We start from the raw sequence: 25,214 nt of genomic DNA, 5'->3' as shown, positions 1-25,214 counted from the left end.
CTCCCAGTCGGGCAATATCGCCGGCGTATCGAAAATCGCATACGGGCCGGCAACGCCACGCTGTCTTGACTGACGGCATGAACAACCGCAAACCAGCACGCACGGCATCTCGCCGGGTCCGCGCGACCATCCTCGCCGGTCTTGTCGTCGTCAGCGCGGCGCCCGTCGGTGTCCTCGTCTACCAGTCGTTGAACTCCCTGTCGACCTCCGCCGCATGGTCTTTCGACCTTCCGTTCGGCGACCGCCACGGCCCACCCGGTGCGGTGCGCCCGCACCTACCGCGGTACGACGGTGTGTCCGAACCCGGCGGGACCGTCGCGGAGGGCGCTGTCCCGGACGGCCTGACCGTCTTCGAGGACGATATCCCGTCCGTGGCCAACCTCGACCCCGACTTGCTCGCTGCCCTGCGCAGCGCCGCCAGGGATGCCTCGGACGACGGAGTCGAGTTCGTCGTCAACAGTGGCTGGCGTTCGCCGGAATACCAGGAACGCCTGCTGCGCGAGGCGGTCGCCAAGTACGGCTCGGAAAAGGAAGCCGCCCGTTGGGTGGCCGCTCCCGAGACGTCCGCGCACGTGTCGGGGGAGGCTGTCGATATCGGGCCCACTGCGGCCGCGGCGTGGTTGTCCAGGCACGGCGCCGAGTACGGGCTGTGTCAGATCTACACCAATGAACCCTGGCATTACGAACTTCGCCCCGAAGCCACCGTGCAGGGCTGTCCGCCCCGATATGCCGACCCCACCCAGGACCCCAGGATGCACCAGTGAGCAGCACCGTCACCGCCCGTACCGGCGCCGACACCACCTCGGCCCCGGCCGGCTGGCCGCCGCTGACGCGGATCGCGTTCCGATTCTGTGTCGTCTACTTCGGTCTGTACGGCTTGCTCCTCACCATGATCCCGTTCGCACTGCTCGGCCCCCTGAGTCGCTCGCTGCACGGATTCATCGGACCGTGGGGGGTGACCTCGCTGCTGAACCCCGTCACCGGTTGGGTGGGCAGCACTCTCTTCGGGGTCGACGCGGTGCTGCGCCAGGATTCCGGAGCCGGCGACCAGACGGCGGTCTGGGTACAGGTCTTCTGTGTCCTGGTCGTTGCGGTGGCGGCCACCATGGTGTGGACGGTCCTCGACCGTCGTTCCTGCTACCCGCGCCTGCTGGCTTGGTTCACCCTTTTCCTCCGGGTCTGTCTGGGTGTGCAGATGGTGGGGTTCGGCTTCGCCAAGTTGATCCCCACACAGATGCCCGCGCCCACGCTGGCGCAGCTGTTGCAGCCGTACGGCGATCTGAGCCCGGCCTCGGTGCTGTGGTTGCAGGTCGGCAGCTCCTATCCGTATGAAATGGCGCTCGGCGCAGTGGAAGTCGTGGCCGGGCTGCTGTTGTTCGTGCCGAGGACCGCGGTGCTGGGTGCCGTGACGAGTCTGGTGAGCACGGCGCAGATCCTCCTGCTGAACATGACGTTCGATATACCGGAGAAGCTGCTCGCCGGGCACCTGCTGCTGATCAGCCTGGTTTTACTGGCCCCGTACCTGCGGCGCCTGGTCGATGTGTTCGTGCTGCAACGCAGGTGCGAGCCGTTGACACAGCCCGTGCTGTTCGCCGAGGACCGGAAGAACCGCATCGCTGCCTGGATTCAGGTGACCCTCGGCATCTGGATCGCGCTGGGTAGCGGCTACGACCGCTGGGTGGTGTGGCAGGAACAGTACGGCGCCGCCAGCCCCAAGTCCGAGCTGTACGGAATTTGGGACGTGCAGGAATTCACACTCGACGGGCAGCTGGTGCCGCCGCTGACGATCGACGAAAAGCGTTGGCAGCGTCTTGTTTTCGACGACCCCGCGCAAGCCACTTATCAGCGGATGAACGGTGAACTGGTGCCCGCGCATGCCAACTTCCGGCCGAACGGAGAGCTGGAACTCGCCACGATCGACGGAAAGGCTGAGCCGCAGCCACCGTTCGCGACGCTGACCAGCGAGCGACCCACGCCGGACCGGCTGGTGTTGCGCGGGAGGCTGCATGACCAGACAGTGGTGATCACCCTGGAACGCATGGACCTGAACAGCTTCACCTTGCGCAGCCGCGGATTCCACTGGGTGCAGGACTACCCGTACTTCCGCTAGCCGAGTACGAAGCAGCACACAGTCTTTCAGCGAAGTCGCCCCCGCCGGGGTATGAACGGTCCGGACCACTACCGGCACGCAGTGGCGCCGGCCACGATGCGATACTCGATGCCGCTCGGCCGCATTCGGACATTGGTGATCCGCGACGGGTCACCGGTCGGCGTTTCCCGGTCGCCGATCAGGAAGCGGTTCGCGGATTGGCCGATGATCCAGATCGGTTGCTCGCGACCGTTGTCGATGAGGCAGGCGGCGTACCGGGTGCCGCCCGCGGTGACGGATTGCTGCTGCACGATCAGCTCCGCCGGTCTGCCCGCTTCGACCATGGCGCTCAACATTCCGACGGTCGCGCACATGAGTAGTAACAGCGCGAAGGCCGAGCGCCACACCGGGGTGATTCGTGGCGAGAACAGCCAGTAGATCGCGATCAACGCCCCCGATCCGAGCGCGGCCATGATGAATCCGCGTGCGTTGACAATGACATCGTGCCAACCGATTTCGAAGGCGAATGCCGGATAGCCGAGCGGTTGGTAGAAGAAATAGGACGGCAAGCGCACCATGGCCCCGCCGACGCCCGCCAGCAGCACCGAGGCGGCCGTCCGCCGGACGAGGAGTCGGGAGCCCGAACGTTGACGTGGGCGCACCGCATCGATGACCAGAATCCAGGCCAGTAGCAGGCCGACGGTCAGCAGCGTCGCGGCAATCAACCGCGAGCTGAACCAGATCGTCTGTACCGAAAGGAAAAGCAGCGCCCCCGCGCCCGCCATCGCGATCATCCGCAGCACGAGAGTGCCTGTTGTCCAGCACATTCGGATGGCATTGTGGCGTTGCGCGCCGATCAACCGCGCGACATCGGTTCGGTTGGCGTTCGCCCAGCGCTCCGCTTGCCAGCGCGAATAGCCCTGGGGCAGTGCGGCGTCCGCTCGATGCACGGCGACCCGCGTGAACAGGTTCAGTGCGCCGAGAACGAGCAGCAGCACAGTCGAGATGGCGATAAGACCCACTGCGGGCTCCGGGCCGGTCGGCCGGTCGGGGAACCGGTCGGCGACGGCCACTCCGGCCGCCACGCCGAGACCGCCGCTGGCGGCGAGCAGCCCGAATCGGACCCAGGTATAGCGCGCGGATTCGTCGGCGATGACGCGAATAGTCAGCTGGCGCAACGATTGTGGTGTTACTCGCCGGTATACCCGAGCGATGACTCGGGCGCCCTGTTCGAGACGATCGTACCAGAAGGCCGGTATCCGAGTCAGCCGCTCCAGCAGGGTGCTCGGCGGGTGGGCAGGTGGCGGCTGTTGCTCCTGGACAAGGGGAGTGGCCGGTGGAGTCGAGATCTCGGCGAGCGCGTCGACCCGCTTGCCATCGTGCTCGAGCGGTGCGGGTCGGTGCGTGAAACGAAGGCCCGCATAGCGGATGCGCTCCAGTGAGGCCCTGTCGATCGCGGCCCGGGAATGCGTATCGACGATATGCGTGTGGACGTGGCGTACCACTTCCTCAATAGTGCTGCTGGACAACGAACCTCGGATATCGCGCACATAGGTGTCGCTGTCGGCATGTGCCACCGCGGACCAGCCGCCCGCGACGAGCGCGTCACGTGCCCGCCGACGATCTTCGGCGGAGCCGGAAATATCGATTCGGCAACGAACCCGCGCCAGGAATACCCCGATCAGGTACTGACCGCGGTAGGACGAGAAATTCCGAATCGCATTGACGCCCAACACTTGCCCCTATTGCTCGCTCAATTCGACGAGTTGACCGCAGGATACCGTCGGCGGGTCGCGCCTCCGGTGCTGGTTGGATGCCCGATTCGTACCGGTCGCACTACGATTCGAGGTATTCGACCGGTGCGGTCACGATCCCGACCGGTCGGCATGTGAATAATCGACTTGATTATCCATTGGAGATTGCGTCGCATGGGTTTTCGGGCATCGGGTACCCGCCGGGCATATCCCCACCCTAGAAAGGTGTTTTCAATGGCTAATCGGCTTACTCGCTTTGCTTTATCCATGGCGGTCGCCGGGGCGGCGGCGGTTGCGGCGACCGGGCAGGCGGCGGCAGCGCCCGCCAGCGTGTCGATCAACGGCAACATGCAAGTGCTTGGCATGAACGTCCTGCATATCGAGGCGCAGGGGCAGGGGGATGGGCCCGCGACCGGAACCTATCTGGCCGTTGGTCAACTCGGGAATATGCCGCTGCCGGTGAAGGTCACCGGCCCGGTCACGTGCCTGACGGTCGTCGGCAACACTGTGTCACTGGTCTACCCGATCAGTACGGCCCAACCCGTGATGGTGTTCGCGCCCGACGCGATGGCCATCCAGATCACCGTCACCAAAGGTCAAGGCGGCCAGCCGAACATGATCGGCTACGGCCTGCCGATGCCGACGAACATGCTCCGCACCTGCAACCCGGGTCCCACCCCGATGGTCTTCGACGGCACGATCGACATCCGCTAGCCCTAACCGAACTGCACCGGACCGTATCTCGACATCACAGTGGCGCGCGCCGGGGTACGGTCCTCCGCGATGGTCGCTCGTTGCCCGGTCGGCAGCCCGGTCATATCCAACGCGCCGCGTCATCGGCACGATGTGATCGCGAAATTGCCGAAAATTTGCCATCGCACGAATTGTGGCGGCTTGTGATACTTCGGGAAACTCGCGGCGAACAGTTGGTCGGTTCGTTATGCTCGATTCCGCTATGACCTGTCTCGCTCCCTAGTGGAAGGCGATCGGAATCATGAGCAATGAGACTATGAATGATGCCGCTTCGAGCAGGCTCCGTACGCGGTTCGACCTGCTGGATGCCAATGGGAACGGCGTGCTGGAGGAGTCGGATTTCCAGTTGCTGGCCGAACGTATCATCACCGGTCTCGGCGAACCGCCGACCTCGGCGAAGGCGCGGGCACTGGTGGCTTCTCATCAAGGATATTGGGAAGGTCTGTCGGCCCACGCCGATACCAACGGCGATGGCGTAGTAAGCATCGAGGAGTACCTCGCCGCGGTCACCGACCCTTCAGCGGACACGTCGTACATTCGACCGTATGCCGAGGCGGTCGTCGCGATGTGTGACCGCAATGACGACGGCATGATCGACCGTGCCGAGTACACCGATTACATGCGGGTGGTGGGGTTCGACGCCGACAAAGCCGCTGCGATGTTCGCGAAGCTCGACACTGCGGGTGTCGGCGAAATCCCCGCGACGGAGTGGGTCGAGGTGATCTGCCGGTACTACACCAGCTCCGCGCAGGACCCGGTGGCCGACCTGCTCACCAACGCTTGAACACCCCGGTCGCCGTAGCCACCGCGACCACGAGGAAGCCGTTCGACGTACTCGGCTTCGGCGCGATCGTGTTCGCGGTGGGCAATGCGTTCCAGTCCGCGCATTTCTTCGCCAGTGCCTTCGGGATGTCTCCGGTGGCGTATCGAGGGCCGGAGACGGGGTGCCCGGATGAGTGCTCGTATGTACTGCGTTCGGGCACAGCCTGTTTCGTGGTTACCGGCGCGACCCGAGCGGGCACGGAACTGGGCGAGTTCGTTCAACAGCATGGCGACGGGGTGGTCGACGTCGGTCTGGAGGTGTCCGACGTCGGTGCCGCCTACCACCACGCGCTGGCCCAGGGTGCGCGCGGGCTGGTCGAGCCGCACCAGGTCGGCGATGCGGATGGGACGGTGATGCTCGCGTCGATCGCGGCATACGGGCAGGTCCGGCACACCTTCGTCGACCGGTCCCGCTATCGAGGCGTTCATCTCCCGGGCTACGCGGCAGCGACGTTCGCGATGTCCGGCGCTGCGGTCCCGTATTTTCATGCGGTCGATCACTGCGTGGCCGCCGTGGAGGCAGGCCGCATGGACGAATGGGTGGACTTCTACCGGCGGGTCCTCGGCTTCGCCACAATGGCGGAGTTCGTCGACGGGGAGATCTCCACGAAGTACTCGGCACTGCGCTCCCGAGTCGTCGCCGACCCGCGGCGGCAAGTGAAGTTCCCGGTGGTCGAGCCCGCGGAGTCCGCCCGCAACAGTCAGGTCGATGAGTTCCTTCAGTTCTACGGTTGCCCAGGAGTGCAACACGTCGCGCTGGCCACCGACGACATACTGGCTGCGATCGATGGCATGCGCGCAGGTGGTGTGGAGTTCCTGCCGACACCGGACACCTACTACGACGACCCGGAACTGCTCGACCGCTTGGGGCCTATCACCACACCGGTCGCCGAACTCGCCCGGCGCGGCGCATTGGTGGACCGCGACGAACACGGCCACCTCCTGCAGATCCTCACCCGCCCGCCACTGGACCGGCCGACCGGATTCTTCGAACTCATCGAACGGCATGGCTCGCAGGGTTTCGGTGTCGGCAATTTCGCCGCGCTGTTCCAGGCGATCGAACGCGAACAGGACCGCCGCGGAAACCTATGAACGCGGCGTCCGCAGCCAGGACGGCGAAGTGGTCGCAGGCGGCGGGCGGCTTCGGTGTCTATATGTCGAGTACCTTGCCCGGGTTGAGCAGGTTGCCGGGGTCGAGGGTGCGTTTGATGGCGATCATGAGGTCGACGGCGGCACCGTGTTCGTCGCGCAGGTACTTCTTCTTGGTGAGGCCGATGCCGTGTTCGCCGGTCGCGGTGCCGCCTACCGACAGGGTGTGGCGGACCAGGGTGTCGGAGAACTGTTGTACCGCATCATGGTTCAGGTCGGTGTAGGGGACGATGGTGTGCACGTTGCCGTCGCCGATGTGTCCGGCGACGCTGACCGCCAGGCCGAGTTCGTCGCCGAGCCGGGTGGCAGTGTCAACCGCTGCGGCGATCTGCGAGTAGGGGACGGCGGTGTCGGTCACCATGAAGCGGCTGCCGGGGTGGCGCGCCTTGAGCGCGAAGAAGAGGTTGTGCCGGTCTTCCCAGAGTGCGTGCCGTTCGGTGTGGGAGCGTGCGGCAGTGATATCGATGGCTTTGTGCGCCTTGGCGATCCGCTGGACCTCTTGCTCTTCGGCAATGGCCGCGGGCTCCGACGACGATTCGATATCGATGAACAGTGCCGGTGTCTCGGCGTAGTGGGCGGCGCCATGAAACGCGTTGAGCGCGGCCATGCCGGGGGCATCGACGAGTTCGAGTCTGCTCACCGGCAGTGCGGCACCGAGCATCTCGACGGCCGCGTCGACCGCCGCAGCCACGGTGGGGAACGAAACGCGCAGCGAGCGTAGGCATTCCGGGATCGGATGCAGCCGGACCGTGAGTTCGGTGATGATGCCGAGCGTTCCGGCCGAGCCGACTATCAAATCCTTCAGGTCGTAGCCGCTCGACGATTTGCGAACCGCGCGACCGAGCCGCGCCACCGAGCCGTCGGCGAGTACCACCTGCAACGCAAGGACATTCGCGTGCATGCCGCCGTAGCGGACAGTGGTGGTACCGCTGGCATTGGTCGCCGCCATGCCACCCAGCGAAGCGTCGGCCCCCGGATCCACCGTGAACTGCAACCCCGATTCCACCGTGGCCGCGTTCAGATGGGTGCGGGTGACCCCGGGTTGCACCGTCGCGGTGAAGTCGGTGGGGGAGACGTCCAGGATCGAATTCGACTGCGACAGGTCGACGATGAGCTCGTTTCCCTGCGCGAGCAGGTGACCTTCCAGACTGGTTCCGGCGCCCCGGCAGATGAGCGGTGTCCCCGTGCCGCGCGCCCACCGGACCGTCGCGGCCACCTCGTCGACATCGGCCGGGTACACGACGCCGCGCGGTCGTTGCCCGGCCCGGCCGGTCTCATCGATCGTGTACTGGTCGAGAATCGCTGGGCGAGTGTCGATCTCGAGGGGCGGGCCGTCGAACGCGGTGGTCATTGCGGAACCGACATCGTGCGCACCATGCTCCTCCATCCGGGCCGCCCTCGCTCGACCCCGTGTTCGCATGGTAGATCTCGCGCGTCGGCCGCCGCTGGCGATCGGCGTCGCGGAACCGAACCTCTGTGTCGATGGAGCCGAGCTCGATGGGGCCCGTCAGAGGTGGCCGGCTGATATCAGGGCACGTCAAGCACGGTCGCGGGGACACCGTAGGGCAGGAACCGAACGCGACGATTTTCGTCGGTATTGTCGCGATGCGCCCGCAAGGCCTCGAGCTCGCTCGGGAACACCTGCTCGACCCTGGCCTCGCCGGCGTCGTCGACGCGGTAGATGACCCACACCCCGCTGCCGGTCTCGCCGGTGGTCTCGTCTTCCGGCTTCGGCGGCCGCGCGCGCTCCGGCTGCACGAACTGACCGAACAGCGACGCCAGCGTATTCACGCCGGTGCGGTCGACCTTGCCGAGGAAGTCCCGGATCTCGATCCCCGCCTCCCGCAACGCGCGTTCGAGGTCTTCCGGACCGATCCCAAAAGGTCTGTCAGGTGCCATCACATTGCTCCTCGAGACGGATTCGTCGCTTCGCCTTCAGTGTCCTCGCGTAACCGCGATTTCGCCACGACGGGATTGTTCCACCATTGCCGCGGCGCGGATGTTCTATCCGGTACGCGACCGAGGATCTCGACATCGGTGGCGTCCACATCGCCAAGGGCGAGGCGATCCTTGCGTCCTATGCCGCGGCGGGCCGCGACCCCGAGGTGCACGGGCCCACCGCCGACGATTTCGAGGTGCACCGCCGCACCAAGGATCAACACCTCGCCTTCGGTCACGGCACCCACCACTGCCTCGGTGCGCCACTGGCCAGGCTGGAGGGGCAGATCGCGCTGCCTGCGCTGTTCGCTCGTTTCCCGGAGCTGCGGCTGGCCGTCGAGCCCGCCGAGGTGGTGCCGCTGAGCAGCTTCATCTCCAATGGGCACGCGCGATTGCCTGTCTATCTCGCCGGCTGAATAGGGCTCGATTCACGTTCGGCAATTTCTCGGTGCCGCCGATAGGCAGTTTTGAGAAAAGTGCATGAAGACATGTTCGACCCGTTGTGTTACTGCACATATGCGCGGTCGGTAATGAGAATGCCGACTTATCACCATTGAGCTCCGCTTCAATAAGGCAGCACACCGCCGTAGTGGACGCTTGACCAATTCGGCGAACGACACAATGATGACGGCTGGTTGGCTTGCGCGGCAACGTAAACCGGGCACGGAGCAGCGGAAAACAGACCTCACAAATCGCCGAACGGGAAGGTGATATCTAAAAAGATCCGACGATTCGGCATCGGGCCGAACGGTGATCCGGGCAACAGTAGAATTTAGTGTTACCCCAGGTTTGACTAACCGTCGTCTCCAGTAGATACTGCTTGCGCAAGCCGGAGTAACAACTCGACGGCGGCTCCGTCGAGGACTCGCTATTCGAATTCATAGGATGAACGGCGCGCAAAAGAATTCGAATGGACCGTGGCTGTGGATTGCCGATGGCTCGACGCGAAGGTTGCCGATGTCTGAAAACCCTATATTCAGTTCCACCGCGATCACGCTGCGACAGTTCGACTACTTCGTGCACGCGGTGGAACTGGGTTCGCTGTCCGCGGCGGCGCGGCGGTTCGGCATCACGCCGTCGGCGATGTCGCAGCAGATCGATGTGCTGGAGACCTCGTTGGGCCGCAACGTGTTCGATCCACAGTCGCGCCGATCCAGGCTCACCGATTTCGGCAGGGCGTTCTTCGTCCAGGCCGCCAAAGTCGTCGAATCCGCCCGGCAGGCCATGGCCATGGGGGAGTCGTTCGGCGACGGGGTGATGACCGTCGGCACCACGCCGACCATCGCGCAGAAGCTGTTGCCGCCGCTGGTCTACCGGATGCGCCACGAACGCAATCTCGACAGCGTCGAGGTCAGGGCGTTCACCGATCTCCGTGAGCTCGACGCAACGTTGGAAGAGGGCGGCCTCGATCTCGCCGTCGGACCGCTCGGGCAGGCCGGCTCACGCCTCGTGCACTGCTTCGGCGAGGAAGAGCTCGTCGTGGTGTGCCACCCCAGCCAGCGCGGCAGCTTCGACGGCTCGTGGAAACAACTGGTCGAGGCGCCGTGGATCCGCTGCGGCGCGAACTCCGATCTCACCGACACGCTGTTGCGCGAGGGGGCCCGCGCGGGTGTTCCGATCCGATTCGCGGTCCGCGCACCCGATGTGTCCACCGCGTTGAGCATGGTGGAGTACGGCGTCGGCATCGCACTGGTGCCGAGGATGGCGCTGCACGGTTCGGCCAGACTGCTGTCGGTCATCCGGTTGTCCCGTCCGGTCCGGCGCGAGCTGGCAGTCCACGCACGAGACAAGTCACCTCAGGTCGTGAAGTTCCTCGAGGTCATCAGCGACCCGGAACTCATCCGAAAGTTCGGCGTCGCAGGCCTATTGGCAGCACGGACTTCCGATCGTGAAGCGCCGCAACACCGCCCGGCCACGCCGATCGGTCCGCTGCCCACCTGACGTACGGGCGCGCTCTTCTACTGCGGGAGAAGAGCTTTCACAGTGCGCGAGACGTCGATTCTGCCCCGTGGGCGTGCTTCCGACTGGTAGTTTCAGGCTACGGTGGGGGGAGGCGCAGATGAGTGCAGAGCTCGAAGTGCAGACGCTGGAGCACACGAACCCGGAAAGCACACGGACCAACCTTGCTCGCCGCCGCGTTCGAACGACGATCTGGGCGTTGGTGGCGATCGTCGCGGTGACGGTCAGCTCCGGGTGCGGTCTCACCGTGCAGAAGCTGCCATTGCCCATGCCGGGTGTATCCGGCGAAACCTACACGGTGCACGCCATATTCGAGGACGCACTGAGCCTGGCGGATCAGGCGAAGGTGCGGATCGGCGGCTCGAATGTCGGTGTGGTGACCAAGATCAGCACCAAGAACTTCCGGGCGATCGTGGACCTGACCATCAGTACGGACGTCGATCTACCCGAGGGCAGCACGGCCGAACTGCGCCAGGACACCCCGCTCGGCGAGATGTTCGTCGCGGTGTCCACGCCGCCCCCCAGGCCGGGTGCGCCGCTGCTCCGCGACGGCGCCACCCTCGGCCTCGACAGGACGTCCTCGGCCGCGTCCGCCGAACAGCTGCTGATCTCGATCTCCTTGCTGTTCAACGGCGGTGGTGTGGCCGCACTCGCCGAGCTGGCCTCGGAGCTGGACGCGGTCGTGGGCGGTCGTGGCGGCCAGTTGTCCCACCTGATCGCCGAAATGACCGGTGTGGTCCGCAGTTTGAACGACAACAGCGCCCGAGTGGATGCGGTGCTCGCCGAGTTCGGCACGCTGGCAGGCAGCATCGAGGTCCGGCACGCCGAGCTGGGCCGGGTGGCGGGCGCGCTGCCCGAGCTGCTCGGCACACTCGCCGAGAACAACAGAGCCATCGGCGATTTGCTGACAAAGGTATCGGCGACCAGCGCGGCGCTCGGCGATTACGCCGAAACCTCCGGTCAGCACCTCGCCGACCTGCTCGACAACACCCGCCGGTTGATGGGCGAGCTGGCCGCGGCCGGCGACGATCTCGCTACGATGCTCGACCTTGTGCACACGCTGCGCCTCAAACTCGACACGGCCGTCCGCGGCAAGAGTATCGGCATCTTCTTCACCGTGACCGCGCTGGACGTCAGCGTGCTGACCGATCCCCATGGTCAGTTGCTACCGGATATGCGGGACTTCGTCGGCAGCCTGATCCAGGTGCTGCAACTCGTGCAGTCCCGGGTGCAGGGCGGCCACCGCTGATCTGCGTGGGGACGTCCTATCCTCGTCCTCGCCAGCCCGCTGGATCGACTCCCCCGGGGATGGGCTCGACCGGCTCGTAAGGCGCGCGGGTGAACACGTAGCTCACGAGTTCCAGCCGCTGTGCCACGCCGTCGGGGCCACGCACCACCTCCATGCGTTCACCGGCGTAGTACCCGTCGAGTCCGGTCCAGGAGCCGTCGGCCTCGGCCCGGAACCGCGACTCCCGCCCGCCGTGCGCGAGGGCTTTGAGGGAAAGCAGACCATCGGCCCGCAGGTGCAGCGCGATCGAGGCGCTGCCCCAGTACCAGGTTCCGGTGAGCGCCAACAGTTTCGGGTCCACATCGGGCGCGGGCAACCACTCCTCGGGCAGGTTCGGTTCGTGCTCGGCCAGGATGTCCAGCATCGCACCGGCCAGCTTGCCGCGGATGCCACCGTAGGTGGTGTTGGACAAGAACAACACCCCGGTGCGGTCCTTCGGATCGGCCCAGGCCTCGGCGATGAAGCCGGGCATGGCTCCGGTGTGCCCGGCCAGCCGACGGCCGTCGCGGCGCTGCAACTGCAGGCCGAGCCCGTAGCCCGCGTCCCACCGGTCGCCGTCGGTGACGATGGCGGGCTCGCGCATCTCCGCCAGCGTGTCGGCGGCGAGCACGTCGCCGGTGTCGCCGCCGAGGAACGCCGCCCAGCGGGCCAGGTCGGACACCGTGGACCACAGCTGACCCGCCGCGCCCATCGCCCCGTGGTCGTGCGACGGCTCCGGCAACACGACGTCGGCCCAGGGATGCACCGCCCAGCCGGTGGCGTGCGGGGCGGCGGGTGACACGGTGGTGCGGCCCATGCCCAGCGGGACGAGCACCTCGGCGCGCAACGCCTCGAACCAGCTCCGGCCGCGCAGTTGGGCGACCAACTCGCCGAGCGCGGCGAAACCGACATTGGAATAGTGGAATCGGCGGCCCGCCCGATGCAACAGTGCTTTGCTGCCGGGGCCGCCGTTCATGCTCTCGGCGAGATCGGCCCAATCCCCGCCCTCGGTGCGCTCCCACCAGTCGCCGGGGGACTCCGCGCGCAGGCCCGCGGTGTGCGAGAGCAGTTGGGCGACAGTGCGATCTCCGAGCGGCGCGCCGGGCACGTGCTTGGTCAGCGGATCGGCCAGATCGAGCTTGCCCTCGTCGCGCAACCGCAGCACCATGGTGGCCACCATCGACTTGGTGATCGAGCCGATGCGGTACTGCGTATCGACGGTCGGGCGAGTTCCGTCGACCCGGCCCCTGGCCCCCGACCACACCAGCTCGCCGTCGCGCACCACGGCGGCGATCAGCGAGGGCACCCGGTACTCCGCTTGCTCGACGGCGACCCGGTGCAACAACGCTCGCTCGGTCGATGGCAACAGCATCCTGCGACTTCCCTTCACTTGGACGGATCGGCGGTTCCCGCGACCGGCAGCGCACCGTCGGCCGCCGACCTGTTCCGCTGGGTCAGCCAATCATGTTCGAGCACGCCCAGTTCGGTGCGGGGTGGTTCGTGGTAGCACCATTCGCGGCCGATCCGGTGCCAGTTGCCGCTGGCGCGGAGCTTGCCGAGCAGGGCGAGGGTGCCGTACTCCACCCGGCGCGCGAAAGCGTGTTCGGCGGGCGCGTATTCGCGCCTCCAGCGGTCGAAGTAGCCGCGGCGCGGGTCAACGAAGGTGAGCACGGCGTGCGCGGCGGCATCCTCGGCGACCCGGATCTCGGCGTCGGTGAGCAGCCAGCCGGAGACCTCGTGCACCAGGCGCAGGCAGTCCTCCGCGCTGGCCAGCGAATCCTGTTCCAGTACACCGTATTCCACCAGCAGCGCGCGCAGGTCGGCGCCGCGGTACTCGGTTGCGGCCCGTACACAGTCCAATTCGAAGTCGACTGCGGCCTCGTCCATGTGCTTGAACAGGCCGAAGTCGAGGAAGGCGACCTTGCCGTCGGCGGCGAGCAGGATGTTGCCCGGGTGCGGATCGCCGGAGAAGCAGTGTTCCCGCGCCATGGTGCCCAGGTAGAAGCGGTGCAGGATCTCGCCGACGCGGTCACGCTCCGGATCGGGCAGTGCGACGATCTCGTCGAAACTCAGACCCTCCACCAGTTCGGTGACGAGCACCCGTGCCGTGCACAGCTCGGTCACCACCTCGGGAATGCGGATGAACGGATGGTCACGGTAGATATCCGCGACGAGCCGGTGGTGCTCGGCTTCGGCGCGATAGTCGGTCTCGTCGGCGAAATGCGTGGTGAGCTCGCGGAACAGCGCGTGGTCGGCGATCGCGGGCGCGACCGTGCGCAGCATCCGCATGACCAGGCTCAGGTTCTTCAGATCGGCCCGGACCGCGACGTCGATGCCCGGGTACTGCACCTTGACCGCCACCGCGCGGCCGTCGGTGAGCCGCGCGCGGTAGACCTGGCCGATCGAGGCCGCGCCGATCGGCTCGGACTCGAACTCGGCGAACACCTCGCCGATCGGGCGGGCGTAGTCGGCCTCGATGACCGTGCGCATCCGCGCGAACGGCAACTGCGGGGCCTGGTCGTAGAGGGCGGCGAGCTTGCGCTGGAATCGCTCGCGCTGGGCAGCGGGCAGGGTCTCGATGCCGAACGCGGCCAGCAGATCGAACATCGACAGCAGCTGGCCGGCCTTCATGGCCAGCCCTTTCATGCTGCCGAGCACGGTGACGATGTCCTCGGCCGCGTCGGCGAGGGCGCGTTCGGTGCGTGCGATCCGCTCCGCGTCGGTGTCACCGACCATCGACAGCTTGACGCCGGCGCCGCGAACCGCCTGTCCGGCAACGAGTTTGCCGAACACGGCGCCGCGCCGCACCCGTGAGGTGGGTATCTGCTCCGCCATCGAACGCCCTTCCGCAGGGATCGGCCGAGATTAGCAGACGCCTGCGTCGACTAATTCGCCGCTGGCTCGGCGCCGCGCAGGCCGGGGGTGAGCACGGCCAGCACGGTGTCGGTGTACCTGCGCCGGTCCAGCTCGCCGCCGCCTTGCAGCGTGCGCATCACCGGGGGAATGGTCAGCGCCATCAGCATCCACGCGACATCGGTGGTGTTCACGTCGGCGCGCAGGACACCGGCGTCGACGGCGCGGGACAGGAAGCGCTCGACCGCGGCCGCGAGTATGCCGCCGAGCCCGATCAGCCGGGTGTTGAGTTCGTCGTCGATGCCGGGCAGTTCGAACAGCATGGCCTGCATCAGGGCCGGGTCGGACTCGGCGATCCGGCACATCCGGTCCACGGCGCCGGACCAGGTCTGGACCAGCCGGTCGACGGTCATCTCGGATTCGATCGAGGCGGGCTCGAACACGTCGTCCGCGATCTCGGTGAGGATCCGATCGAGGCCGTAGTCGACCACCTCGTCGAGAATGGCCCGCTTGCTGTCGAAGTAGCGGTAGAAGGTGCCGTAGCCGATGCCGACCGCCGCGGTGATGTCCGCGGTCGACGCCGCGGCGTAGCCCTTCGTGGTGAACACGTGGTAGGCGGCGGCGATCAGCTCGCGCCTGCGTCGCTCGGTGTTCTGTTCGTCGCGCGGCCTGCCCGGCCCGCGGCCGCGCTTGGCTGCTTCGGTCATCCAGCACATCGTATGCCCTGGCGGCGGACCAACTCTTGCGCTTCTGTCTGAGACAGTTTACTTTTAGTGACATCAGCGTCGGTTAATTGATCGCTGCTCGATCGGCTGTTCCGGCCGAGGACGACACAGGAGTCGCGGCATGATTCATTTCCCCTTGTTCGCCAGGGCACGACGAGGTTGCCGATCATGACCGTGACGGTGGTGACCGGGGCCGGTAGCGGGATCGGCCGGGCAACCGCCGTGCGGTTCGCGAAGCGCGGCGCGACGATAATCGTCGCCGACATCGACGAACGCGGTGGCAAGGAAACGGCCGGGCTGGTCCGTGCGGCGGGCGGGCAGGCCGAGTACTACCCGCTCGACGTGGCCGACGCCGCCGACCTGGCGGTGTTCGCCGCGCAGGTGTCGCAGACACACGGCGTCCCGGATGTGGTGGTCAACAACGCAGGCATCTTGATCTCGGGCGGCTTCCTCGAGCAGACCGGTGACGACTGGCGGCGCATGATCGCCGTCAACATGATGGGTCCGCTGCTGGGTTCGCGGCTGTTCGTGCAGCAGATGGCCGAGGCGGGCAAGCGCGGCGCCATCGTCAACATCTGCTCGGTCGGCGCCTTTCTGCCCAGTCCGCTGGCGCCGTCGTACGTGACCGCGAAAGCCGGTGCGTGGCTGGGCACGCAGGCGCTACGAGCCGAATTCGCCGGCCGCGGTATCCGAGTGAGTGCGGTGTGTCCCGGGCTGATCGATACGCAGCTGTCCGCCAACGGAACCCGGGCGGGCACGGACGAGCGGCACGGCGCCGAGTGGGCCGCGAAACTCGCGCGCGGGCAGCGGATCTTCGGCCGCTCCCCGGACCGGGTCGCCGCGGCGGTCGAGCGGGCGGTGCGCTGGAACCTCGCCACCGTGCCGGTCGGCCTCGAAGCCTGGGCCGGTTGGTATCTGGCGCGCCTGTCGCCGGGGCTCATCCGCGGAATCGTCGGACTGGCCCGAATGCCGTTGGCGGAGCGCGCGGTTCAGTTGTCGGATCGAGTGCTGGGTGGGCGGCGATGAGAACAGCGATCGTCACCGGCGGTGGCGCGGGCATCGGGCGCGAGACCGCACTGCTGCTCGCGGATACCGGATATCGAGTGGTAGTGGCCGATATCGACGAGCGCACCGCGCAGTCGGTGGCCGATGAGATCGTCGCCGCCGGTGGGCGCGGTCATCCTTACCGGCTGGATGTTGCGAGCGAAGCGCAATGGGACACGTTGGCCGAGTGGGTGCGCGGCGAGTACGGGCCTGCGCACGTCTTGGTGAACAACGCGGGAGTCATGGATACCGGCGGGTTCTACGAAACCAGTGCGGCACAGTGGCAGCGCACCGTCGACATCGATCTGATGAGCGTGATCTACGGGTCGCGGGTGTTCGCCCGGCAGATGATCGATGCCGATATCGACGGGCACATCGTCAACGTGTCCTCCGGGGCGGCGTTCTTCCCGGCCAAGTACATCCCCGCCTACGCGGCGGCCAAGGCCGCGGTGCTGATGGCCAGCCAGGCGCTGCGGGTGGAGTTGCGGCCCAAGGGGATCGGCGTCACGGCCATCTGTCCCGGCGCCATCCGGACCGACCTGCTCGCCCACGGTGAGCGCGCGGGCCTCGACGCCGATCAGCAGGCGGCCTGGCGCGCGGACATCGGCCGGGTACAGGGCCTGTCGTTTGCCGGGCCGGACAAGGTCGCGCGCGCCATCGAGCGCGCGATCCGCCGGAATCGGGCGATTGTGCCGGTAAATCCCGAGGCCTGGCTCGGCTACGGACTGTTCCGCCTGTCGCCCGGCCTGATCCGCACGGTGGGCAGCATCGGGTCCTTCGATCTGGCCGACAAGCTGCTACCCCGCATTCAGCCGTTGCTGAACCGAATCACGAAGTGAGACAGCCATGAAAGAGACAGCACAGCCGCGCTACGAGGTCGCCGTCATCGGCGCGGGCCCGGGCGGCATCGCGGCCGGGGTGAAACTGCGCAAGGCGGGCATCGACGACTTCATCGTGCTGGAGCGCTCCGACGAGGTCGGTGGCAGCTGGCACGAGAACCACTACCCCGGTCTGGGCGTGGACATTCCGGCCCTGGCCTACCAGTACTCCTTCGCCCGCAAGGCGAGCTGGAGCCGGGTGTTTCCGCTGGGGCCGGAGGTCAAGCAGTATCACGTCGAGGTCGCGAACCGGTTCGGGGTGCGCGAGCGGGTGCGCTTCGGCGCCGAGGTCGATCGCGAAGAGTGGGACGACTCCGGGTACTGGAAACTGCGCCTGACGGACGGGTCGGTGGTGACGGCGCGCTTCGTGATCAGCGCGGTCGGTGCCTTCGTCCGCCCCAAGGACGAGGTCGGCATCCCCGGTACCCGGTCGTTCAAGGGGAAGGTCCTGCGCCCCAGCGATTGGGATCACGACTACGACCTGTCCGGCAAGACGGTCGGCATCATCGGCACGGGTGCCAGTGCGGTGCAGATCATTCCGTCCATCGCGCCCGTGGTCGGGCAGCTGACCGTCTTCCAGCGCACGCCGGTGTGGTCGCTGCCCAAGCCGGACTTCCGGATTCCCCCTGCGCTGCAACGGGTTCTGGGTGTGCCCGGTCTCCAGCCGATGCTGCACGGCGGTGCGTTGGTGGTGGTCGATCTGGCGCTGCGCGCCATCGTCGGCCTGCCCGGCGGCGTGGTGCATCCGGTGATGGACCGCTTCGACGCCGTCTGCCAGGCGCTGTACCGGCGCTACCTGGCGCGCGTGATCACCGACCCGACCACGCGAGCGGCGCTGACCCCGAACTTCGGTCTGGTGGCCAAGCGCCCGACCCTGTCCAACAGCTATCTGCGGGCCTACAACCGGGACAATGTCGCGCTGGTGACCACGCCGATCGAGAAGATCACGCAGACCGGGGTTCGCACCGACGACAAGGCGCTGCACCGGTTCGACGCGCTCATCCTGGCCACCGGCTACGAAGTGTTCTCCGACCCGGAGACCTATCGACCGGGAACAGTGCTGGGCCGCAACGGTTTCGACCTGGCCAAGTTCTACAACGAAGAAGGTCTACAGGCCTACCAGAGCGTCTCGGTGCATGGTCTGCCGAACCGGTGGACGCTGGTCGGCCCGTATTCGTGGACCGGTTCGGGCTGGCACGCCTTCGTGGAGATGACCGCCGACCATGCGGTGCGCGCCATCGGCGAGGCGCGCCGTCGCGGTGCGGTGTGGTGTGAGGTGCGCAAGGAAGCGGCCGACGCCTACCACCGCGAGATCCACCGCAGGGGCGAGTCGCTGCGCTACTACCTGGCCGACCTCAACGGTCATGTCCCGACCTACTACCGGAACTCGCAGGGCGACAGCACCTATGTCCGGCCCTCGGGGTTCTTCGAGGCGCGCCGGGGCAGCCGTCGCTTCCCGCTCGACGACTACCGTTACCAAATGCCTGCGCTGGCGGGAGCGTCGGCATGACCGCCGCGCCGCTCGCCCTGACCACGACCCGCGACGGCGTGCACGTCGAGTTCGCCAGCCGGGCCAGCTTGCGGCTGCGCCTGGCGCACGCGCTGCTGCGCGGCACGCTGCGGCCCGCCGTCGACATCCTCTGCGTCTTCGCTGAGTCGGCCGCGCTGCGCGGCACCCGCGCGTTCCGGATAGCCAATCTGGCCGACCTGCTGGCGATCCCGTTGCGGCCTGCTCGCGGCACCAAGCGCCGAGCCGTCCTGTTCCCGGACTTCCGCGCCGAATGGCTCTGGCACCGCGACCATCTCGGTCCCGACGACACCGAACAGGGTGCGGCGATCCTGTACTTCCATGGCGGCGGGTTCCTGGCCGGTGGCCTGCACAGTCATCGCAGGCTCGCCGCTCGGATCGCCCGCTCGGCCGGCGTCGCGCTGCTGAACGTGGACTATCGGCAGCTGCCCAAGGGGCATATCACCGACACCGTCGACGACGCGATCACCGCCTATCGTCACCTGCTGAGCAGCGGGTTCGCCGCCGAACGCATTGTCTTCGCCGGTGATTCGGCGGGCGGCGGCATCGCCTTCGCCGCCGCGCTCGCCACCCGGACCTCGGCGCTGCCCATGCCCGCGGCCATCGCGGCGATCGCGCCGTTCGCCGATCTCGACCCGGACATCCGGCGGGGGCATCCGAACGATCGGCGTGACGCGCTGCTGTCGGCGCGGGCACTCGCCGTGCCTGCTTTGCTCGGCTTCGCCCGCGAGGGCGTGCTCGACCCGGCCTGGTCGCCGGTGAACCACGACTTCGCCGGCCTGCCACCGACGTTGATCCAGGTGAGCAATCTCGAAGTGCTGCTGCCGGATTCGGAGGCGCTCGCCCGCCGCTGCGCCCAAGCCGGTGTGCCGCACACCTTGCAGATCTGGGACAACGCCATCCATGTCTTCCACGCGGGCGCGGACCTGCTGCCGGACGCGCGCGCGGCCATCGCCGAGATCGGTGCGTTCCTGCGCCGCGTGCTCGACGCGTCGACCGCGAGCCGGGCCACCGACCAGACCACCGCGGCATGACCCGCCGCACGACCACGGGTAGGTTTCCATGAGCTCCACCAGCATTCCCGAGCACGACGTGCTCGTGATCGGCGCGGGATTCGGCGGTATCGGCACCGGGGCGGCGCTGCGCCGCGCCGGTATCGAAAACTTCCTGATCATCGACAAATGGCACCGCGTCGGCGGTACCTGGAACGCCAACACCTACCCCGGTGTGGCCGTGGATGTTCCGTCGCCGATCTACAACTTCTCCTTCCAGCAGCGCTCGCGCTGGTCCCGATTCTTCGCCCCCGGCAACGAGATCCAGCGTTATGCCGAGGAAGTGGTGGACCGGCAGGGTTTGCGCGGCAAGCTCCGGCTCGGGTGCGGTGCGGCCGAGGCGCGGTTCGACGAGACGGCCGACCTGTGGCGGGTGCGGACCACCGACGGCGCCGAGATCACCGCACGCTTCCTGGTCAGCGCGGTCGGCGCGCTCGAACAGCCGAAACCGCCGGCGATTCCGGGCATCGGCGATTACGCGGGTACCCTCATGCACACCGCGCGCTGGGACCACTCCTACGACTATCGCGGCAAACGCGTCGCGGTGATCGGCACCGGAGCCACTGCCCTGCAGGTGATTCCGCAGTTGGCCGCGCAGGCCGAGCAGCTGACCGTGTTCCAGCGCACCGCAATCTGGGTGGCCCCCAAGCCGGACTTCCCGTTGGGCAGGCTGAGCCACCGGGTACTCGACTTGCCGCCCGCCCAGCAGGCCGTTCGGTTGATCGGGAATGTCGCCGTCAACGCCTTCCTCGGTGTCGGGCTCGCGCTGTCGGACTATCCGCGCCTCACCTCCGCGGTGCTCGGCGCGGGCGAAGTGGCGTTGAAGGCCTATCTGTTCACCCAGGTCCGCGATCGCACGCTACGGCGCGCCCTCACGCCCACCTATCGGCTCGGCTGCAAGCGGCCGTCGATCTCCAACAACTACTTCAAGACCTATACCAGGCCGCACGTCGACCTGGTCACCACGGCGATCGAGCGGTTCACCGAGCGCGGCGTCGTCACCGAGGACGCCGTGCATCGCGAGTTCGATCTGGTGGTGACGGCCACCGGGTTCCAGGTGATGGACCGTGGCGCGACCCCGCCGTACCCCGTGTATGGCTGCGGCGAAACAGAATTGGGCGAGTTCTGGGACACGAACAGGTATCAGGCCTACGAGGGTGTGTCCGTGCCCGGGTTCCCCAATATGTTCCACATCTTCGGGCCCTACGGTTACGCCCCGGGTTCGGTGATCCCGCTCATCGAAGCCACGGCGGCACACAGCGCACGGGTCATCGGTGAGGCGTTGCGCAGGGGAGCCACCCGCGCGGAGATCCGCCGGGAACCGCACGACGAGTACTTCACCCGAATGTATGCCCGGAACAAGAACACCTACCTGTTCAAGCAGGGCTGCGCGGAGTCACGCACCTACTACATCAACTACCAGGGCGACGGTCCGGCCTTCCGGGCCACCACTCAGCTCGGAATGTACTGGAGCAACCGGCATTTCCCGCTGGACCACTACCGGTACACGACCACCAGGCCGGTCGACGCGGATGCCGCGCCCCGGCACGCCGTCGCCCGCTGAGCACCCTTACACGAATCGGAGACGATCTTGAGTATCACCTCGTTCCTACACAAGCAGTATCCCGCGGTACAGCCCGTCGACGATTCCGTCTTCGACACCGCCGCACTGGTTTTCACCGTCGAAGGGGTCTTCGACGCACCGCGATGGGCAGTGTGGACCGCCCTGGACGACGAGCACGCGTGGCGGTGGCTGCCGATTCCGCGTACCGGCGTGCGGTACGACTCGCCCGCTCGCGGCGTTGGCGTGATCCGCGAGATGGGTTCGGTCTTCGCGCCGCTGCGGGTCCTGTGGGTGGAACGCGAGCGGTTCTGGCGTTACGAACCGAACCGCCGCATCACCTTCGGCGTGGTGAGCGCCACCTGGCTGCAGTATCTGCTCGTCCGCCAGTACGCCGAGAACATGACCTTCGACGACGTCGGTGCCGATCAGACCAAGGTGGCGTGGACAGTCGCGGTCACCCCGCGCCTGCCGCTGCGCTTCGCGACCTGGTTCCCACCGCTCTGGCGGACGGCTTATCGAATCGCCGGACTGGGACCGCTGTTTCGCCGTCGGGTCGCCGAAGTCGTGCGCACCGGTCAGCCGCCGCGCGACATCGCCACCAACGGCCGGACCGCGGACCGACCGAGTGCCCATCGTGCCGAGGAGGGTGTCCAGTGACCGAAACGAACGGTATCGCCGCGCAATTCGTGGACGCGGTGCAGACGCCCCAGTACGAGGTCGTCGCGATCGGCGCGGGCATCGGCGGCATCTGTGCCGGGGTGAAGCTGCAGGAGATCGGGATCGACAACTTCCTGATCGTGGACCGGATCGGCGGGCTCGGTGGCACCTGGTACAGCCACAGCTACCCCGACGCGGGCTGCGACATCCCCAGTACGACTTATCAATTCTCCTTCGCGCGTAAACCGGACTGGGACCGGTTCTTCGCCAAACGCGACCAGATCTTGCAGTATCTCGAGGAGGTCGCCGCCGAGCACGACCTACCGCGCCGAATGCGCTTCCACACCACCATCGTTCGCGAAGAATGGGACGACGACCATGCGCTGTGGCGGTTGCACACCGACACCGGCGAGGTGATCACCGCGCGCTTCGTGATCAGTGCGGTCGGCGCCTACATCAATCCGAAGACCGAGCCGAACATCCCCGGATTGGGCGACTACACCGGGGTTTCCATGCACCCGGCCCACTGGAATCACGACTTCGATTTCACCGGCAAGCGGGTGGCCATCATCGGCGTCGGTGCCAGCACCATGCAGATCGCGCCGAAGCTCGCCGCGCAGGTCGCCCGGCTCGACATCTATCAACGCACGCCGCAGGTGTACCTGCCGAAGCCGGACTTCGTCCTGCGCCCGTGGATGCAACGGCTACTCGCCCTGCCCGGCGGATCCGCTGCCGTCAACGGGATCGCCCAGACGGTCATCGACACGATGTTGCGCATCGCGGTCTTCACGCCCGCGCCGCTGTGGAAAATGGGCGCCCGCCTGGTCGACGCCGTCGGACGCGCAGCCTACGCGGGGTGGCTGCGAATCAAGGTGAAGGACAAGGAGACCCGCCGCGTGCTGCGGCCCGGCTTCGGGATCGTGTGCATCCGCGGCGGTGCGGGCGGCGACTACCTGCCGACGCTCAACCGCGACAATGTCGAGCTGATCACCGCGGGCATCGCCGAGATCCAGCCGAACGGCATCCGCAGCGCGGACGGCGTCGAGCGGGAGATCGACGCGCTGGTGCTGGCCACCGGCTACGAGGTGTTCTCCGACCCGGAGAGCTACAAACCCGGAACCGTCATCGGCCGAGACGGATTCGACCTCGGCGTCTTCTACAACACCGAGGAGCTGAAGGCGTACTACAGCACCTCCGTCGCCGGCGTCCCGAACCGCTTCATCATGATCGGCCCCTACTCCTGGACCGGCACCGCGTTCCACTACTTCGTGGAGAACGCCATGCGCCACATCGCCACCGTCATCGACGAGACCCGGCGGCGCGGCGCCACCACGGTGGAGGTGCGGCCCGAAGCGCAGGAGCGGTTCCATCAGGAGATGCTGCGTAGCGGCCGGAATCTGTCGTACTACCTGGAAACCCGCTGCGAGGGGTCGAACAGCTACTTCGTCAACTCCCAAGGCAAGTCGCCGTATATCCGTCCGTGGTCGTTGCTGAAGACCTACCGCAAGGCCGTCCGTTTCGACCGTGACGACTACAGCTACCGCCATGCCGTCCGGTACGACGACCCGATCGACACCTCGCCGGTCGAGCTGGCCGACGCCGAACTCGGGTAGCCCGACCGCGCTCCTCCGCCCGCCCAACGGCTGGGCGGAGGAGCGCTGATGGATACTGACCGCATGGCTCTCGTAGACCCACCCGCGGTGCCCGCCGAGGTGCGTCCGTACCTGGCAGAGCTCGTGCGGCGGGCGCACAAGACCTGCGGGCCGCGGCTGCGCAGCGCCTTCGCGGTCGGATCCATCGCGCTGGCGGATTACCGCCACGGGCGCAGCGACATCGACGTGATCCTGGTGGTCGACCCTTCGCTGCCCGGATCTGCGCTACGCGAACTGGCCGAAGTGCTCGCGCACCCTGCCTTGCCGTGTCCTGCGGCCGGGCTCGAATTGGTCGTCTACGACGCCACTTTCGCCGCCCAGCCGTCCGCCGCAGCGGGGTATCTGCTCGATCTCAATACCGGTCCGCTGCTGTCGAATCGGGCCGGCTTCGATCCGACGCAATCACCGGACTTTTGGTATGTCATCGATCGGTCGATCGCCTATCAGTCGGGCTGTCTCCTCTACGGCAGCCCGGTGCGGCAGGTGCTCGCACCACCCGCACCGCGCGACCTTTTCGCCGCGCTGCTCGCCTCGGTCCGCGAGCACGCCACGGGGGCGGGGCACCTGAGCGACAACCAGGTGCTCAACGGCTGCCGCTCGGTGGCGTTCTGCCGTACCGGCCGATGGCTGGCTAAAAGCGCGGCCGCCCAGCTGATCATGGAATCCGAGGCGGACTTCCGGGTCCTCATCGAGGCCGCATTGCGCAGCTTTCAGCGCCCCCGCACCGCAGCACTGACGCTACCCACCGCCGACGTGCAGACGTTCCTGGCATGGGTGCGCGGACAGGTCGAAAAGGCCGCGACCGAAAGATGATTCAGCCGAGTGCTTACGGCTGGGTCGACCGCGGAACGCCTACACCACCGAGGAAAGAGCGAATCGCGTTGTCCGCGACCGCATGTGAGGGCGCGGTGCCGCGCTGGGCCGCTTCGGCGGCGAGGAAGATGTGCGCGTTGTAGACCCCGTCGATCCACTCTGTCGGTAACTCGGGGTCGAGCGTGCCCTCGGCCTGCGCGGCGGCGATGAGCGTCCGCACGCTCGCATCGTTCGCATCGCCCCAGTGCGGGTTGCCCGCGAAGCGGCGTGGGTCCGCGAAGAGGAAGACCACGCGGTCGCTGACTTCGATGAGGGACCGCAACAGGTAGATCAGATGGTCGAGCGGGGCGCGGGTCCCATCGTTCGCCGCTGTGGCCACGGCATCGACCACCTGCAACGAATCGATGAGGACGGCATCGACGAGATCTTGCCGTTCCGGGAAGTAGCGGTGCAGGGTGCTCCGGCTGACGTCGGCACGATCGGCGATGTCGGTGAGCGAGGCGGAAAAGTCGCGCGTCCACGCCGCGAGCGCGGCGGTCATGATGGCGGTCCGAGTGCGGCCCCGAGCGCCGCTGGACGGAGCGTGTGTCGCGTCGGCGTGCCCGCGGCTGACCATGGCCGAACAGTAGCACCCCCAAGGAATCGATGGGACGAATGCGGTTGTTAATGAGACAGTAGTGTCCTATTTTGGAGTAAGCCTGTACTGGACAGGCGCCC

The 25,214-nt window shown here is 67.0% G+C and carries 23 protein-coding genes; 16 read left to right on the top strand and 7 right to left on the bottom strand.

Features of this window, described 5'->3' with window-relative positions:
- The first annotated feature begins 77 nt into the window (after positions 1 to 77).
- Both DMB37_RS03895 and DMB37_RS03890 read left to right on the top strand, forming a co-directional pair.
- Entirely contained in the window at positions 78 to 764 is a 687-nt protein-coding gene (locus tag DMB37_RS03895; protein ID WP_135231499.1) for a M15 family metallopeptidase, read from the top strand.
- Positions 761 to 2,110: a DoxX family protein gene (locus DMB37_RS03890; RefSeq protein ID WP_167768725.1), complete on the top strand. Its 1,350-nt coding sequence runs from the start codon at positions 761 to 763 to the stop codon at positions 2,108 to 2,110. The genes DMB37_RS03895 and DMB37_RS03890 overlap by 4 nt, the downstream gene beginning before the upstream one ends.
- Before the next feature lie 68 nt (positions 2,111 to 2,178).
- On the opposite strand, the gene DMB37_RS03885 is transcribed toward DMB37_RS03890, so the two are convergent.
- On the bottom strand, positions 2,179 to 3,822 hold the full coding sequence (locus DMB37_RS03885) for a hypothetical protein (protein WP_135231498.1): 1,644 nt from the start codon (positions 3,820 to 3,822) through the stop codon (positions 2,179 to 2,181).
- Positions 3,823 to 4,077: 255 nt separating this feature from the next.
- Here DMB37_RS03885 and DMB37_RS03880 point away from each other — a divergent pair, with 255 nt between their 5' ends.
- The 3 genes from DMB37_RS03880 to hppD all read left to right on the top strand — a co-directional run bounded on the left by DMB37_RS03880 (position 4,078) and on the right by hppD (position 6,510).
- Entirely contained in the window at positions 4,078 to 4,557 is a 480-nt protein-coding gene (locus DMB37_RS03880; RefSeq protein ID WP_240772230.1) for a hypothetical protein, read from the top strand.
- Positions 4,558 to 4,837: 280 nt separating this feature from the next.
- Entirely contained in the window at positions 4,838 to 5,380 is a 543-nt protein-coding gene (locus tag DMB37_RS03875; protein WP_135231497.1) for an EF-hand domain-containing protein, read from the top strand.
- Entirely contained in the window at positions 5,377 to 6,510 is a 1,134-nt protein-coding gene (gene hppD, locus DMB37_RS03870; RefSeq protein WP_135231496.1) for a 4-hydroxyphenylpyruvate dioxygenase, read from the top strand. The genes DMB37_RS03875 and hppD overlap by 4 nt, the downstream gene beginning before the upstream one ends.
- Before the next feature lie 58 nt (positions 6,511 to 6,568).
- Here the strand turns inward: hppD and DMB37_RS03865 are convergent, their stop codons facing one another.
- Both DMB37_RS03865 and DMB37_RS03860 read right to left on the bottom strand, forming a co-directional pair.
- Positions 6,569 to 7,918: an FAD-binding oxidoreductase gene (locus tag DMB37_RS03865; protein ID WP_135231495.1), complete on the bottom strand. Its 1,350-nt coding sequence runs from the start codon at positions 7,916 to 7,918 to the stop codon at positions 6,569 to 6,571.
- A 176-nt stretch (positions 7,919 to 8,094) separates the two neighbouring features.
- Positions 8,095 to 8,466, bottom strand: a complete 372-nt coding sequence (locus DMB37_RS03860) for a hypothetical protein (protein WP_135231494.1) — start codon at positions 8,464 to 8,466, stop codon at positions 8,095 to 8,097.
- An 86-nt stretch (positions 8,467 to 8,552) separates the two neighbouring features.
- On the opposite strand from DMB37_RS03860, the gene DMB37_RS03855 reads away from it, so the two are divergent.
- The 3 genes from DMB37_RS03855 (at position 8,553) to DMB37_RS03845 (ending at position 11,713) form a co-directional block, all read left to right on the top strand.
- On the top strand, positions 8,553 to 8,921 hold the full coding sequence (locus DMB37_RS03855; protein WP_370465317.1) for a cytochrome P450: 369 nt from the start codon (positions 8,553 to 8,555) through the stop codon (positions 8,919 to 8,921).
- A 541-nt stretch (positions 8,922 to 9,462) separates the two neighbouring features.
- Positions 9,463 to 10,446: a LysR family transcriptional regulator gene (locus tag DMB37_RS03850; protein ID WP_167768724.1), complete on the top strand. Its 984-nt coding sequence runs from the start codon at positions 9,463 to 9,465 to the stop codon at positions 10,444 to 10,446.
- 118 nt (positions 10,447 to 10,564) lie between these two features.
- A complete protein-coding gene (locus DMB37_RS03845; protein WP_135231492.1) occupies positions 10,565 to 11,713 on the top strand; it encodes an MCE family protein in 1,149 nt (382 codons plus the stop codon).
- A gap of 16 nt (positions 11,714 to 11,729) precedes the next feature.
- Here DMB37_RS03845 and DMB37_RS03840 read toward each other — a convergent pair whose 3' ends face one another.
- Genes DMB37_RS03840 through DMB37_RS03830 form a run of 3 tightly spaced genes read right to left on the bottom strand, consistent with a single transcriptional unit; the run spans position 11,730 to position 15,291 of the window.
- Entirely contained in the window at positions 11,730 to 13,103 is a 1,374-nt protein-coding gene (locus tag DMB37_RS03840) for a serine hydrolase (protein ID WP_206055177.1), read from the bottom strand.
- 14 nt (positions 13,104 to 13,117) lie between these two features.
- A complete protein-coding gene (locus tag DMB37_RS03835) occupies positions 13,118 to 14,566 on the bottom strand; it encodes an AarF/ABC1/UbiB kinase family protein (RefSeq protein ID WP_135231491.1) in 1,449 nt (482 codons plus the stop codon).
- A gap of 50 nt (positions 14,567 to 14,616) precedes the next feature.
- A complete protein-coding gene (locus DMB37_RS03830; RefSeq protein WP_167768723.1) occupies positions 14,617 to 15,291 on the bottom strand; it encodes a TetR/AcrR family transcriptional regulator in 675 nt (224 codons plus the stop codon).
- Between the two features lie 186 nt (positions 15,292 to 15,477).
- On the opposite strand from DMB37_RS03830, the gene DMB37_RS03825 reads away from it, so the two are divergent.
- The 8 genes from DMB37_RS03825 to DMB37_RS03790 are packed head-to-tail and all read left to right on the top strand — an operon-like array spanning position 15,478 to position 24,497.
- A complete protein-coding gene (locus DMB37_RS03825) occupies positions 15,478 to 16,335 on the top strand; it encodes an SDR family NAD(P)-dependent oxidoreductase (RefSeq protein WP_135231489.1) in 858 nt (285 codons plus the stop codon).
- Positions 16,332 to 17,192 carry an SDR family NAD(P)-dependent oxidoreductase gene (locus DMB37_RS03820; RefSeq protein ID WP_135231488.1) on the top strand — a complete coding sequence of 287 codons (861 nt, stop codon included), beginning with the start codon at positions 16,332 to 16,334 and terminating at the stop codon, positions 17,190 to 17,192. The genes DMB37_RS03825 and DMB37_RS03820 overlap by 4 nt, the downstream gene beginning before the upstream one ends.
- Before the next feature lie 7 nt (positions 17,193 to 17,199).
- Positions 17,200 to 18,741: an NAD(P)/FAD-dependent oxidoreductase gene (locus tag DMB37_RS03815; RefSeq protein WP_135231487.1), complete on the top strand. Its 1,542-nt coding sequence runs from the start codon at positions 17,200 to 17,202 to the stop codon at positions 18,739 to 18,741.
- Positions 18,738 to 19,793 (top strand): alpha/beta hydrolase, encoded by a 1,056-nt coding sequence (locus DMB37_RS03810; protein WP_135231486.1) that lies wholly within the window; start codon positions 18,738 to 18,740, stop codon positions 19,791 to 19,793. The genes DMB37_RS03815 and DMB37_RS03810 overlap by 4 nt, the downstream gene beginning before the upstream one ends.
- Before the next feature lie 28 nt (positions 19,794 to 19,821).
- Positions 19,822 to 21,375: an NAD(P)/FAD-dependent oxidoreductase gene (locus DMB37_RS03805; RefSeq protein WP_135231485.1), complete on the top strand. Its 1,554-nt coding sequence runs from the start codon at positions 19,822 to 19,824 to the stop codon at positions 21,373 to 21,375.
- A gap of 27 nt (positions 21,376 to 21,402) precedes the next feature.
- Entirely contained in the window at positions 21,403 to 22,032 is a 630-nt protein-coding gene (locus DMB37_RS03800; RefSeq protein ID WP_135231484.1) for an SRPBCC family protein, read from the top strand.
- On the top strand, positions 22,029 to 23,645 hold the full coding sequence (locus DMB37_RS03795; protein ID WP_240772229.1) for an NAD(P)/FAD-dependent oxidoreductase: 1,617 nt from the start codon (positions 22,029 to 22,031) through the stop codon (positions 23,643 to 23,645). The genes DMB37_RS03800 and DMB37_RS03795 overlap by 4 nt, the downstream gene beginning before the upstream one ends.
- Before the next feature lie 48 nt (positions 23,646 to 23,693).
- Positions 23,694 to 24,497 (top strand): aminoglycoside adenylyltransferase domain-containing protein, encoded by an 804-nt coding sequence (locus DMB37_RS03790; RefSeq protein ID WP_206055176.1) that lies wholly within the window; start codon positions 23,694 to 23,696, stop codon positions 24,495 to 24,497.
- Positions 24,498 to 24,510: 13 nt separating this feature from the next.
- On the opposite strand, the gene DMB37_RS03785 is transcribed toward DMB37_RS03790, so the two are convergent.
- Complete coding sequence (locus DMB37_RS03785) at positions 24,511 to 25,113, bottom strand: TetR/AcrR family transcriptional regulator (protein ID WP_206055175.1); 603 nt, start codon at positions 25,111 to 25,113, stop codon at positions 24,511 to 24,513.
- Positions 25,114 to 25,214: the final 101 nt, after the last annotated feature.

This window comes from Nocardia sp. CS682, from assembly GCF_004634405.1.
GTDB classification, from domain to species: domain Bacteria; phylum Actinomycetota; class Actinomycetes; order Mycobacteriales; family Mycobacteriaceae; genus Nocardia; species Nocardia ninae.
Note: the sequence above shows the minus strand (reverse complement) of the source record. Positions and strands in the feature narration are given on the sequence as shown.